We start from the raw sequence: 13378 nt of genomic DNA on the forward strand, positions 1-13378 counted from the left end.
GGCTACTCCGGAACGTTCTTCCTGACCTGGTCAAACAGCAGGTTCGGGAAGAACCTTTTGAGGTAAATGGCTGCCACTTCCTTGAAGCCCCCGATGTAAATTTCTTTTTTATCATTCCTGACTGCATTCAGGATTTTCTCTGCGCACACATCGGCTGGAATGCCCTGCGCCTGGTTGCTATCCATTTTGCCAAACTTGTCACCCGCAGCATTCAATGCATTCAGGGAAATATTGGTGCGGATGTAACCAGGGCAAATGGTAGTGACCTTGATATTGTGCCGGTAACCTTCCGCCCGCAGCGAGTCGTAAAAGCCCTGCAATGCGTGTTTGGCGGCATTATAGCCCGAGCGCATAATCGTCCCGATTTTCCCGGCGACACTGCTCATTACAATGAAATGCCCCGATTGCCGGGCGATCATATGCGGCAAAACGGCCTTGGTAAGCGCCACGGTGCTGAAAAAATTTACATTCATCAGGCTTTGGTACACTTCCAGGTCGGTGTCGTTGATGTATGAGCGCTGGCTCACGCCGGCATTGTGCACCATGATATCGATACGCCCGAAATGCGCGATCACCTCGTCGGTGGCGGGTTTTGCCTGGTCGAACTGCGTAACGTCCATCGGGAGTATAAGCACATCGCGGGCGGGTAATGCCGTTTGCTGTTTTACCCTTTCCAACTCTTCGCGGCGCCGGGCCGTCAGCACGAGCTTCGCACCCTCGCGGGCAAAAGCCATCGTCAACGCCTCGCCGATGCCGGACGATGCGCCGGTAATCCAGACCACCTTATCTTTGAAATTCGTCATATCTGTCGGCTATACCGCTGTCGAAACTGGTAGAAATTGTAAACGCGCCCCGTTTTCGGAAACGCTGAACGCGGCCGGCATGCCCACGCCCATCGCGCGGTTGTCGCCCACATGGCCTACGGGGAAATTGAAACAAACCGGGTAGTTGAACTCTGCGACATGTTCCGCAATGATCTCGTCGGAATCCTTACCGAATGTCGGGCTGTTGTTGTCCTTCATATCGGTAAACTGCCCGACGACCAGCCCCGCCAGCCGCGAAAGCTTGCCCGACCGTTTCAGCTGGATCATCATACGGTCGAGGTTATAGAGGTATTCGTTGATGTCTTCGATGAAAAGGATCTTTCCGTCCGTATCGATATCCGTCGCCGAGCCTATCATATGGGCCAGCAGACAGAGGTTGCCGCCCACGACTTGGGCGGTCGCCTGCCCGTGGCGGTTCAAGGCATGGCCTGCCACGGCATATTCGGGCATTTCGCCAAAAAGCATTTGCCGCAAAGATTCGGCTGCGGTTTCCGCGCCTACACACGTGATGGTTTTAGCCATCGGCGCGTGGATACTGGCGAAACCCAGCTGATAAGTTCTGGAAAGGAAGGCCGTCAGGTCGCTGAAACCGACGATCCATTTCGGATTTTCGAGGAATTGGTCAAAATTCAGCCCATCTACAATCCGGGAGCATCCATACCCGCCGCGTGCCGCGATGATCGCTTTAACAGAATGATCGTCCAGCATCTGCTGCACATCGTTCAGGCGGTCTTCGTCCGTTGCAGAAAACTGGTTGTAAGCACTTCGAAGCGTTGTTCCTTCAACCACTTCCAGGCCCCATTGCGCTGTAAAAAGCCTTATCCCGGCCACCAGATCTTCATACTTCACAATACTCGCCGGAGCCACCACCCCGATACGATCACCGGGTTTCAGAAATGCAGGAAATTGGATTGGGTTCATTCAAAATGCTTTCAGTACAACGCTTTGCAGCGCCGACAAATGTATTAAAATTCCTTCGAAATGGTCGATTACACAAAAATCACATCCTGCACGAGCGTGCTGCCCATTTCGCGGTTGATGAGCTCTATGATCTTGCCTTTGGCGCGGAAAAGTTCGTTGCGGAGAGGGGCGGATTCGATTTGCAGAAAGAGAATGCCGTCTTTGATATACACCTTCTTGGTGCGGGTGGCAATGGCCGAGCCCATGATCTTGTCCCAATGCGCCACCACGTACGACTGGTCGAAACGGCTGCGCAGCTTGTACCTATCCAGCATTTGATCGATCGCATCCTTCAACGGCGTAACGCCGGGCCGCCGGGAAGCTTTTTCTTTGTCAAACCGATAGTACATAGCGATAACCTTGTTCGTGAGTGTTACAAAGGTAGCAAGATCAGGGCTCGGTGCGAGTAACCGGGGTTACTTTTTTAATAACTGCTCGTATACCACATCCATGATCGACGTCCGGATGTTCAGCGTCGAAATCTTGTTGTTCTCGCGGGTCGGGTACACGCGGTTCGAAAGGAACACGTAGTTGAGGCCCCACGCCGGATCGGCCCACGTCATGATGCCCGTATAACCCGTATGCCCAAAGCTTGACGGGCTCGCGTAACGCGGTGCATTGCCTGTGTATTTGAATGTCGGCTTGTCGAAACCAATGCCCCGGCGGCTGCCTTCCTCGGGGTACTGGTAGCGCGTAAACTCGATCAAAGCGTCCTGGCTCAGTAGTTGCTCACCGCCGTAATAGCCGTCCTGCAAATACATTTGCCACACTTTCATCACGTCGTTGGACGTTCCGAAAAGCCCCGCGTGGCCGCTCAATCCGCCCAGCATCGCCGCGGCTTCGTCGTGTACCTGGCCGTGCAGCTGCGTCATGCGGAAGAAAGTATCGCGCTCGGTAGGCACGATCTCGTCCAGCTTGTAAAAGCGTTTCGGGTTGAAAGTCAATGTATTCGCGCCAAGCTTGTGGTAATAATGGTTTTTGACATAATCTTCAAAATTCTCTCCGCTCAGCCGCTTCACAATCTGCGGATAAAGGATAAACGAAAGGTCGCTGTACACATACCCTTCTTTTTCGTTCAGCGGTGAGTTACGGATAGCTTTGAAAATCGTTTTGTCATAATTCTTGAAAATGAACAGGCTGTCACCTACCACGGAAGTAGGGTAGCGCTTCGATTGTTTCGTGCTGAACGTCTTCTTTTTCCAGCTGCCGTCGGCGTTCTGCGCTTCTTTCCAGAGCACGATGAATGCTTTCAGGCGGGCGCTATGCGTGAGCACGCGGCGCCAGTGCAGATCCGCTTTGTTCGATCCTTCGAAATCGGGCAGGTAATCTTTCATTGTCGCATCCAGATCAAACTTTTTCGCATCCCAAAGGCTCATTAATGCCAATGTAGACGCTGTGATTTTGGTTACCGAGGCCAGGTCGTACAGATCGGTCACTTTGACAGGCTGATTGCCTTCATAGGTATGCTTGCCATAAGCCTTGCGGAAAAACACTTTGCCGTCCTTCGCCAGCTGCACGACGCAGCCTGGCGTTGCCTTCTGGGTCACTGCCGCATTGGCAATGGAATCGATTTTGAATGTAATGACCTGCGAATCCAGTCCCAGTTCTTCGGGAATGGTGTATTTCAAACGGCCGATGGCCGGCGTTTCGATACCCGCATTGTACGGAAACTGCGCATTCACCGTCACCGGCAGCTTGCCCTGCGCCGGAATAGCCCCGAAAATCAGCTGGGCCGACAAATCCTGCGTGTAAGGCGTGAGCTGGTAGGCCATCACCAATGCTTTTGCGTCGTCTGTTTTCGGCATTTTATTTAAGGCATAGGGATTGCCGAACACGGATACCACTGCCTTTTTGGTCGCAATGAGCTCCTGCAAAATGTTGCTCATCGGCTCGGTGAGGCCGTAGTTGGTGCGGGGCGAAATGCTGCCCAAATGCACGCCGACCAGCAGCAGGTTATATGCATTCAGCTTCGAACGCACCGCTTCGATCTGCTCGGCGGTTGCCTTCGCCGGGATCTGGAAATGGTCGACCGTCGTATAAAGTCCCAGCGTGTTCTGGAAAGTCGTGATCGTGTCTGCGCCGAGTGAAATGGAAGCGATCTTCAACGTATCCAGCGCACGCAGCGGCAGCAGGTTATGGTCGTTTTTAAGTACTGTCAATGCCTTTTCGGTGAGCAAACGGTTGGTCAGCTCGGCGGCTTTGGGGTTCAGGTCTTCGTAAAGGCGGTTGAGGTCCACCGGTTTGTATTGGTTCAAACCCGCCCAGGCTTTGGCCTCGAGTACTTTCCGGCAGCGGTAGTCGATCTCCGCTTGCGTGATTTTACCCTCGGCAATGCTTTTTTTGATCTCCGCAATGGATTTGTTCACATCCTCGGTGAATTCGAGCAGGTCCATTCCGGCTTCGAGGCCCATCGCGTCGGCCTTGCCGTCGGGGAAAAACTTGGTAACACCCTTCATATTCATCGCGTCGGAGAAGATCAATCCCCCGAATCCCAGCTGTTTCCGAAGCAAATCGGTGACGATCGGTTTGGAAAGGGTAGAGGGCAAATTCGGCGTTTTGTCCAATGCCGGGATGCTCAGGTGCGCGATCATCATGCCGCTCAAACCGTTTCGCACCAGCTCCCGGAAAGGGTAAAGTTCCAGTGAATCAATCCGTTCCAGGGAATGCGGGATCAATGGCAGGTCATAATGCGAGTCGGTACCCGTGTCGCCGTGGCCGGGGAAGTGTTTGGCGCTGGTCAGCAGGCCGTTATCCTGCATCCCGCGCATGTACGCGACGGCCTTTTCGGCCACTTTGTATTTGTTTTCCCCGAACGACCGGAAGCTGATTACCGGGTTGTTGGGGTTGTTGTTCACGTCCGCCACCGGCGCGAAATTGATATGCATACCCAATCGCCGCGCCTGCCTGGCCACCTGCGCGCCCATTTCGTAAATGAGGTCGTCGTTACCCTGAATGGCGCCTAATGTCATCTGGTAAGGATAGCGTACGGTGCTGTCGATCCGCATTGCGAGGCCGAATTCGGCATCCATTGCCACGAGGAGCGGTACTTTCGAAATGGATTGGTAGTAGTTGGTCAGCCTTGCCTGCGGTATGGGCCCGCCCTGGAAAAACACGATCCCGCCGACCTTATTTTCGCGGATCAGCTTCTCGACGGCCGCCGGGTTACTGGTTTTCGGGTCGATCAATGCCCGTTTGGTATCGGAAACCGCCGCGACCATGATCAGCTGGGCAATACGCTCATCGGGCGTAAGCGTCGCAAAAACGGAATCCACCCATTGTTTATGCTGATGCAAAAAGCGGGGAGGCGTGCTGATCTGGGCTTTTGTGGTAAATGCGCTTAGGAAAAGGAGTGTTAGAAAGGTAAGGTGGTGTCTGGTCATTGGGTTTGGGGAACTTATTCTTGGTACTGGTATTCGTTAATTGATTTTAAGTGTTGGTCTGCTTACCACGTGCAATAGCAAGCTTTTCAAGCGTTTCCAGATCTGCTTCCAAATCTTCAACATCAAAATGCGACGCAATTTTGCGTTTGCCCAACTCATGCTGGAACTTCACATGGCCTAATCCCGTCATCGTACCGCCTTGTCCGACAGTGATTTTACCGTCTTCATACGGGCGCACGGCCAGGTCGATCCGTAACTCCTGCTCGGAGAGACCGGTACTTTTGATCACATTGTCATTGAGCTCCAAAAGCATATACGCTGATATTAAGTTTTCGAAAGAACTCTAAGTAAATGTACACAACCTTTCCCGTTCTCCGGCTAAAACCCCTCAAAACACAAGCCCCAGCAGCAAACCGGCCAGGATGATCACATACGAAGGTACCTTGCCGAATGCAACGACGATGAGCGTGGCGATCACCGTGATGACGGGCTGTATGTCGGTCATCATCGGTTGAAAGAGGGAAATGGCGGCGGCAATGGTAAGCCCGCAGCTCGCGGCGTGGATGCCTTCTAATGAGGCGCGGATGCCGCGGTAGCGTTTCAGCTGGTCCCAGAACGGGTAGGCAAAGAATATGAAGAACGTACCAGGCAGGAATATGCCCGCCGTGGCAACAAACCCGCCGACAAACTGACCGAACCACCCCGCCGATTGCAGCGAAACGCTCCCGACGAATGTCGCAATGGAAAACACCGGCCCCGGCACCACCTGCGTGAGCGCCATGCCCGCAAGGAATTCCTGCTCGGTGAGGTAGTGCTTGAACGTCACGAACTCGTTGTAAAGGATCGGGATCAGCACCTGCCCGCCGCCGAAAACGAGGCTGCCGTTCCGGTAGAAGTTCTCGAAGAGCCGCACCGGCAGCGAATTGGTGATCTTACCGATTATGGCCGCTGCGATCAGCACCGAAATCCAGAAGATAATAGGCCGCCATTTGATGCGGATTTCGGCCTTCTCCATCTTTTCGTGCTTCTTGAAATTCAGCGAAGCCGCCACGCCCCCGCATATGATGAGCACGGGCGTCATGTAAGGCGAAGGGTAGAGGTAGGCCAGGATCGTGGAAATGAGCAGGAACGTCCAGCCCTGGGTGTTATGGATCACTTTCCGGGCAATGGACGAGGCGCCGTACATGAGGAACGCCACGGCCATCGGTCCTACAAACCGCGTGAAATTCAGCGAAATGGCATTCCGTTCGAGGTAATGGATGCCGATGGCGGCGAGCGTCATCAGCAGCATCGCGGGCAGCGACCATACCAGCAGTGTAAGATAGGCGAGCGGCTGCCCGCCGATTTTAAGACCAATGGCCGTGACGGTCTGCGTGGAACTTGGGCCGGGAAGGATCGAGCAGAGCGCCTGTAATTCAAGGAGCTCCTCTTCCGTGACATACCGCCGCTTGTGCACCAGCCGTTCGATCATCATCATCAAATGCACCTGCGGGCCTCCGAATGCCGTGAGCGACAGCAGGAGTATGTCCATCAGGTAAATGATGTAACGGAAACGACGGATAGGTGGGTAGGACAAGCTGAGGGTACTTTTATTTTTTCAAACCTAGCTCCCGCAGACGTTCATCGAGAAACTCGCCGGCTGTCATATCGGTGTACAGTTTGGGTTGTTCCGGCGTAATGCAGCTTTCGAGGCTGGTCAGGTTCATGTCTGCGCGAGGGTGCATGAAGAACGGGATCGAATACCGCGATGTCCCCATTTTCTCGCGCGGCGGGTTCACGACGCGGTGAATGGTCGATTTCAGCTTGTGGTTCGTAAGGCGGTCGAGCATGTCGCCCACATTCACGACGATCTGGTCGGGCAGTGCGGTAATGGCGATCCACTCGCCATCGCGGCGGAGCACTTCCAGGCCTTCGGCGCTGGCGCCCATGAGCAGGGTAATGAGGTTGATATCCCCGTGCGCCGCGGCCCTTACCGCGCCTTCCGGTACGAGTTCAGGGTTTGGAATAGGGAAATAATGCAATGCGCGGAGCAGGCTGTCGCCGTTTTTCACCTTGTCGTCGAAATAATCTTCCGGCAGGTCCAGGTAAATGGCAATGGCGCGGAGCAGCGTTTTGCCCGTATTTTCGAAGGTATGGTATACTTCGAGGGTATATTTCCTGAAATCGGGAAACTCGTCGGGGAACACGTTCGAAGGCATCTGGCCGATGGGCTCAGGCTGGCCTACATGGTAAAATTCTTTCAAATCGGCTACTTTGAAGCCTTTGGCCGTTTCTTTGCCCTTGCCAATGTAGCCGCGCTGACCGAAGAGCTCAGGGAACTCGTACTTTTTTTTGATCTCGTCGGGCTGCGAAAAGAATTTCTGTACACTTTCGTACAGATCGTTGCGCAGGGCATCGCTCAGGCCGTGGTTTTTAATGGCCACAAAACCGATATTGGTAAATGCGGCGCCCAGGTCCTGGACAAACTGCTGCTTTCGCCCGGCGTCCCCGGATGTGAAATCGGCCAAATCGAGCGACGGGACTTCATTCAATAGTGCTGGTTCCATGTTGATTGCTTTTTTGATGCAAAGTAAATAGTATCCGCACACCAGGCAAGTTTTGAAAATGCGCTGCTTTGCCGGTATAAAAATAGAAAGAAGAAACAGGAGATATTTGATAACTTTAATAGATACTCATTACTTTTAAACCCGTTTTGGGGAAATTATGCATCGAACATCGCATTATGGTACATTCTGAGCCGGATCACGACATCTGGCTGCGCTTCATTTCCGGTGACCCCGAGGCATTCAGCGGGCTCTACGACCAGTACGCCGGCGTGCTGTACGCATTCGGTATGCGGTACAGTACCGACCGTGACCTGGTGAAGGATTGTATCCATGACCTGTTCATCGATCTGCACGCATATCGGAAAAACCTGGCGCAGGACGTGAATGTGAAATTCTACCTCCTCAAATCCTTCCGCAGGAAGCTGCACGCCGCACACCGGAAAAGCTCGCTGCTGAGCTTCGACCGCTGGAATTCCGACGATAATATGGCAATTCACGCATTCGATTTTGGTATCGAGCAGGAAATGATCACCGACGAAAAGGAGCGGGAAGTATTGCAGCACCTCGCCGCCGAGATCAACCTGTTGCCCGACCGCCAGCGGGAGATCCTCTACCTGCGCTTCCATCAGGACCTCGACTACGAGGAAATCGCAGCGATTATGCAGATTTCCGTTCCTACCTGCCGCACCTTCATTTACCGGGCCCTCAAACAACTCCGCGGAAAGCTCGAATTCGGAGCTATCCTGCTGATTTTGTGCTGGTAATAAAATATTTTCTATTTTATATTAAAAAAGATCATTTCAGAAGTCTATATCTGCCGGTCGCGCTGCTCTTCTATTTCAAACAAGCGCTTCCATGAAAAGAAAAAGCAACAAACAGCAGCCGGACCCGGAACACCTGACCGACGAGGAAAGAGCGGCCGGAGAACGGGCAAAACTGTTGTTTACAACCCTCCGTAACGAAAAGTTTTCCGGTTCCGAAAAAGAAGTACTCTGGAACCAGGTCGAAGAGACCATTTCGCATAAAAAGCAAAGGTCGTTCAACACATTCTGGATTTCAGCCGCCGCATCGGTAACATTGCTGCTGCTGGCCGGGGTAGGTTACCTGGTGTTTTACAAGGATTCCGCCCGGGTGATGCAGGAGTTTGCGGCCCGCGGTGCGAATGGCCCGAAAGAAACGCAGCTGATCCTGGCCGACAAGCGTGTGGTAAGCTTGCAGAAAGAAAATTCGAGCGTGGAATATAAGGATAATGGCGCGCTCATTCAGGTTGACTCTTCATCGACGATAGGCCAGCAGGTGGCCGGGGATCAGCAATTCAATACGTTGATCGTGCCTTACGGCAAGCGATCGGTGCTCACGCTCGCGGACGGCACGCGTATCTGGCTGAACTCCGGCTCCAAGCTGGTATACCCTTCGCATTTCGACGACCGCCGGCGCGAAGTGTACCTCGAAGGCCAGGCATTTTTCTCGGTCAGGCATTCCGACGACGTGCCGTTCCACGTGTACACGCGTGACATGGAGGTGAAAGTGCTCGGTACGGAGTTCGATGTAAGTGCTTATGCGGACGATAGTTATACCTCAGCTGTGCTCGCTACCGGCAGCGTGGAGCTGACGACCCAGCCCAAATCGCTTTTTGGTTCGAAAACAACGAAGATCGTGCCGGGTACCCGCGCGGTGTACGATCAGCAGCAGGCGACATTGCAAACGGAACAGGTGGATGTGAAGGAATATGTGTCGTGGAAGGACGGCTACCTGGTGCTGAACAGCGCGCCGCTGACCGAGGTTTTGAAAAAGCTGTCGCGGTATTACCGGGTTGATATTATTCTAAAACAACCGAAACTCGCGGATGTGCGGTTTGGCGGCACGCTGGATTTGCAGGAAAACATCCGCGACATATTAGAAGCGCTCTCGCTGACGACGGGGCTCATTTATAAACAACAACCTAACGAAAGGAGGTACGTATTGGAGGAAAGCACTATCAAACCATAAAAAACGGGAAACGCGGCAACGTTTCCCGATCCTTCACACTTGCCGGCAAGCAAGTGATCATTTAAACTAATGTATTCACAAAAGTCGAATCAAATTTATGAAAAAATTTGACCAGAAAGGGTATTGCCCTTTGGGAGAATTGCACCCATCAAAACTGCTGAGAATCATGAAACTGACAGTGCTGCTGTTATGGATCGGGATGATGAGCGTGCATGCAACGGGGTATTCCCAGAAAAGCAGGATGGATGTCAAAATCCGGAACGGAAATCTGGGCACGCTGTTCAGGCAAATTCAGGAGCAGACCAGTTACCGCATATTTTACAGGGATGATCTATTTTCGGGCAAACAGGAGATTAATCTCAACCTTAACCTGAAAAACGAAACCGTGCCGGCTATCCTGAATGCCGCACTCAAAGGAACAGATCTGACGTATAGGGTAATAGGTAAGCAAATCGCGATTTACAAAAAGGAAGAGAACAGTGGGGCCGGCCCCGTGCAGCTCCCGGCCATGCCCGCAGTTCGGGAGGTGGTAATCCGTGAAATAACCGGGACCATTTCAGACGCAAAAGGCAATCCGCTGCCGGGGGCGACGGTGATTGTGAAAGGGACGGACAAGGGCACTTCCGCCGATGCCACGGGGAAATTTACCGTAGAAGCAGAGGCAGGCGATGTGCTGGTTATCTCTTTTATCGGTTATCTCAAAAAAGAACAGCCGGTGGGTGCCCAGACGACACTCAGCGTTCAGCTGGAAGAAGATCTGAACGGGCTGGAAGAGATCGTGATCGTGGGCTACGGCGCGCAGCGTAAGGCGACCATTACGGGCTCCATCGCGACCATTACGACCGAAGATTTGAAGCAAAGCCCGACGGCCAGTATTACCAATGCATTGGCGGGCCGTTTGCCCGGGTTGTTCGCCAACCAGTTTGGCGGTGGTGAGCCGGGTGTGGACCGCAGTGAAATTTTCATCCGGGGCGCTGCCACTTACGGCAACAAGGCGCCGATTGTCATCATCGACGGTCTGGAACGGAGCATGGATTACCTGGCGCCATCGGAAATCGAGACGTTTACGATTTTGAAAGATGCTTCGGCCACAGCGCCTTACGGTGTGCGTGGTGCCAACGGTGTAATCCTGATCACCACACGACGCGGGAAGGTGCAGGACAAGGCGACTGTAAATTTCAAAGCATCGGTGGGTATTAACAAGCCTGTAAAATTCCCTACTTACCTCGGTTCGGCGGATTATGCGATGCTGTATAACGAGGCCAGAAGAAACGATAACCCGGACGCCGATCCCACGACGCTCAATTTGTTTTCGGAGCAGGCTATTGCGGATTTCAGGAGGGCGAAGGGCGATAACTCCGATGGGCTGGGCTACAATTGGAATTATTTCGATTACGCATTCAAGCCGGGTGTGCAGCATGATTACAGTTTGTCTATTAGCGGTGGATCGTTAAGGGCCAGGTATTTCGTCCTGGCCAACTACTTCCAGCAGGATGGTAACTACCGCCATACCGATCTGGCGGCGAACAGCACGCAGGCCGTTTTCAAGCGTTACAACTTCCGCTCGAACATCGATATCGACATTACGGACAATTTTTACGCCAAGCTCGACCTTGGAGCGCGCATTACCGATCGCAATGCGCCGGGTACCTCAGCTGCCCGTATTGTGGAGCTGGCCAACACGCAGCCATCCTACCTGCCGATCGTCGTTGAGCCTAACGACGATCCTGCAAACAAGGTTTTCCAGGCCAACAACCCGCTTGGAATGCTTTACGGCGACCAGATTTATCGTTTCAACATCCTGGGAGAGCTTAGCCGCACGGGTTTTCTGAATGAGAAGAATACCTACCTCAATGGTTCGTTCTCGCTCGGGCACAAGCTGAATTTCATTACAAAAGGCTTGTCGATCGAGGGAATGTTCTCCTACGACGCCAACGACGGCGGCTGGATCGATCGGAAGGTGGGGACCTATTCGGAAGGTTACCGCGAGTATCCGGGTTATGCCACATTTGTACCGACAGCCGGCAGCGACATCTATCGCACGCCGGGGCATTATACGGGCGCGTACAAGTCGGGGAACAAGTATAATATCGACCAGACGATCGGGAACGGCTATGACGACAACGACAATGAGAGCCGCGCCTATTTGCAGGCCAAGCTCGACTACATGCGCAACTTCGGGCTGCACGACGTGACGGGAATGGTACTTTTCAACCGGTCGAAGCGTGTCATCAACAACCAGGTGCCATTCAGCTACCAGGGCATCACCGCGCGGGCGACATACGGCTACGACGACCGCTATCTGCTCGAAGTGAATGCGGCTTACAATGGCTCTGAAAACTTCGCGAAAGGTAAGCGGTACGGATTCTTCCCGTCGGTGGCGGCGGGCTGGGTGCTGACGAAGGAGCGGTTTATGACCAACACGCAAAGCTGGCTGAACAACCTGAAAATCCGCGGTTCATTCGGTTTGGTAGGAAGTGATAAAATTCCTGACGACAAGCGCTTTATCTACCTGCAGTATTTCGGACGTCGGGACGGCGACTACAATTTCGGGACCGACAACTTCGGCTCGGGAGCGGGCGGTTTCCTTTCGGAAGGCGACCTGGCCAACCCTAACCTGACGTGGGAAAAGGCGCGCAAGACCAATATCGGTATCGACGCTACCTTCCTGAAACACCTCACATTGACCCTGGACCTCTTCCGTGAGCACCGGTACGACATTATCACCAATATGGGCGGCGGCAACAAGCTCGGTTTCCCCGACATCGTGGGTAAAGACGCACCGTTCCTCAACTCGGGTATTGTCAACAACAAAGGCTTCGACTTCGAGATCGGGTGGACGGGCAGCGTGGGCAAGCATTTCACGTACTTCATTCGCCCGAATATGACTTTTGCCCGCAACAAGATCATTTTTATGAATGAAATCCCATATGCTTCACCGGGACGAGCCAATACCGGCAAGCGCATCGACGAGCATTTCGACTACATTTTCGACCGGTTTGTTGCCAACCAGGAGGAGGCTAATCAGCTCAACGCCATGAACAACGGCAGCGGGTTCCAGTCGTTCGGTACGCTGCGGCCGGGGGATGTCTTGTACAAGGATTTGAACAACGACGGTAAGATCGACGACCTGGGCGACCGTACGGCGGTAGGTAACCCGCGTAACCCCGAGCTGATGTTTGGTTTGCCGGTAGGCGGCCGCTTCCGCGACTTCGATTTCAGTGCCTTGTTCCAGGGTGCGTCGCGGGCTTCGGTGCAGCTGTCGGGCGCTGCGGTGTACGACTTTCCGCTGTTTAGCCAGGACAAATATGGTAAAGTGAAACCCATGCACCTGAACCGCTGGACGCCGGAGACTGCTGCTACCGCCACGTATCCGGCATTGCATTTCGGCGATCATAGCAACAACAAGAACGGTAACAGCAGCCTGTTTTTGTACAATTCGAAATACATCCGTCTGAAAACGGTAGAGGTAGGGTATAACCTTCCCAAAACGACGATCAAAAAGATCGGTATCGACAATTTCCGCATTTACGTGCAGGGTATGAACCTGCTCACGTGGGATGGGCTCAAAGATGTGGATATGGACCCCGAAACCCGCGAAGGTACGGGCGACTGGTACCCGATCCAGAAGGTGGTGAATTTTGGCGTCGACATTTCATTCTGATTTAACCTGACATTT

10 protein-coding genes are annotated in these 13378 nt (G+C 53.3%); 3 read left to right on the forward strand and 7 right to left on the reverse strand.

Annotation, left to right across the window (positions count from 1 at the left end; all coding sequences use genetic code 11):
* Positions 1-2 precede the first annotated feature (2 nt).
* The 7 genes from H144_RS0102975 to H144_RS0103005 all read right to left on the reverse strand — a co-directional run bounded on the left by H144_RS0102975 (position 3) and on the right by H144_RS0103005 (position 7710).
* Positions 3-803 carry an SDR family oxidoreductase gene (locus H144_RS0102975; RefSeq protein ID WP_019940545.1) on the reverse strand — a complete coding sequence of 267 codons (801 nt, stop codon included), beginning with the start codon at positions 801-803 and terminating at the stop codon, positions 3-5.
* 9 nt (positions 804-812) lie between these two features.
* On the reverse strand, positions 813-1745 hold the full coding sequence (locus H144_RS0102980; RefSeq protein ID WP_019940546.1) for a S66 peptidase family protein: 933 nt from the start codon (positions 1743-1745) through the stop codon (positions 813-815).
* Positions 1746-1813: 68 nt separating this feature from the next.
* A complete protein-coding gene (locus H144_RS0102985) occupies positions 1814-2134 on the reverse strand; it encodes a DciA family protein (RefSeq protein WP_019940547.1) in 321 nt (106 codons plus the stop codon).
* 66 nt (positions 2135-2200) lie between these two features.
* Positions 2201-5164, reverse strand: coding sequence for a serine hydrolase domain-containing protein (locus H144_RS0102990; RefSeq protein WP_026350370.1), 2964 nt, complete (start codon positions 5162-5164; stop codon positions 2201-2203).
* Positions 5165-5210: 46 nt separating this feature from the next.
* Entirely contained in the window at positions 5211-5477 is a 267-nt protein-coding gene (locus tag H144_RS0102995; protein WP_019940549.1) for a UPF0175 family protein, read from the reverse strand.
* Positions 5478-5552: 75 nt separating this feature from the next.
* Positions 5553-6695, reverse strand: a complete 1143-nt coding sequence (gene chrA / locus H144_RS0103000; protein WP_019940550.1) for a chromate efflux transporter — start codon at positions 6693-6695, stop codon at positions 5553-5555.
* Between the two features lie 58 nt (positions 6696-6753).
* On the reverse strand, positions 6754-7710 hold the full coding sequence (locus H144_RS0103005) for an isopenicillin N synthase family dioxygenase (RefSeq protein WP_019940551.1): 957 nt from the start codon (positions 7708-7710) through the stop codon (positions 6754-6756).
* Between the two features lie 176 nt (positions 7711-7886).
* On the opposite strand from H144_RS0103005, the gene H144_RS0103010 reads away from it, so the two are divergent.
* The 3 genes from H144_RS0103010 to H144_RS0103020 all read left to right on the forward strand — a co-directional run bounded on the left by H144_RS0103010 (position 7887) and on the right by H144_RS0103020 (position 13363).
* The gene (locus tag H144_RS0103010) at positions 7887-8474 is read left to right on the forward strand and encodes an RNA polymerase sigma factor (protein WP_019940552.1); all 588 of its coding nucleotides are present in this window, start codon (positions 7887-7889) and stop codon (positions 8472-8474) included.
* Positions 8475-8565: 91 nt separating this feature from the next.
* A complete protein-coding gene (locus H144_RS0103015; RefSeq protein WP_019940553.1) occupies positions 8566-9699 on the forward strand; it encodes a FecR family protein in 1134 nt (377 codons plus the stop codon).
* Between the two features lie 166 nt (positions 9700-9865).
* Positions 9866-13363 carry a TonB-dependent receptor gene (locus tag H144_RS0103020; RefSeq protein ID WP_157504415.1) on the forward strand — a complete coding sequence of 1166 codons (3498 nt, stop codon included), beginning with the start codon at positions 9866-9868 and terminating at the stop codon, positions 13361-13363.
* Positions 13364-13378: the final 15 nt, after the last annotated feature.

This window comes from Dyadobacter beijingensis DSM 21582, assembly GCF_000382205.1.
GTDB classification, from domain to species: Bacteria; Bacteroidota; Bacteroidia; order Cytophagales; family Spirosomataceae; genus Dyadobacter; species Dyadobacter beijingensis.

Excerpts from the sequence above, each read along its gene's own strand:
- H144_RS0102975 (WP_019940545.1), bottom strand. The coding sequence starts at position 803 with ATGACGAATTTCAAAGATAAGGTGGTCTGGATTACCGGCGCATCGTCC.
- H144_RS0102980 (WP_019940546.1), bottom strand. The coding sequence starts at position 1,745 with ATGAACCCAATCCAATTTCCTGCATTTCTGAAACCCGGTGATCGTATC.
- H144_RS0102985 (WP_019940547.1), bottom strand. The coding sequence starts at position 2,134 with ATGTACTATCGGTTTGACAAAGAAAAAGCTTCCCGGCGGCCCGGCGTT.
- H144_RS0102990 (WP_026350370.1), bottom strand. The coding sequence starts at position 5,164 with ATGACCAGACACCACCTTACCTTTCTAACACTCCTTTTCCTAAGCGCA.
- H144_RS0102995 (WP_019940549.1), bottom strand. The coding sequence starts at position 5,477 with ATGCTTTTGGAGCTCAATGACAATGTGATCAAAAGTACCGGTCTCTCC.
- chrA (WP_019940550.1), bottom strand. The coding sequence starts at position 6,695 with ATGGACATACTCCTGCTGTCGCTCACGGCATTCGGAGGCCCGCAGGTG.
- H144_RS0103005 (WP_019940551.1), bottom strand. The coding sequence starts at position 7,710 with ATGGAACCAGCACTATTGAATGAAGTCCCGTCGCTCGATTTGGCCGAT.
- H144_RS0103010 (WP_019940552.1), top strand. The coding sequence starts at position 7,887 with ATGGTACATTCTGAGCCGGATCACGACATCTGGCTGCGCTTCATTTCC.
- H144_RS0103015 (WP_019940553.1), top strand. The coding sequence starts at position 8,566 with ATGAAAAGAAAAAGCAACAAACAGCAGCCGGACCCGGAACACCTGACC.
- H144_RS0103020 (WP_157504415.1), top strand. The coding sequence starts at position 9,866 with ATGAAACTGACAGTGCTGCTGTTATGGATCGGGATGATGAGCGTGCAT.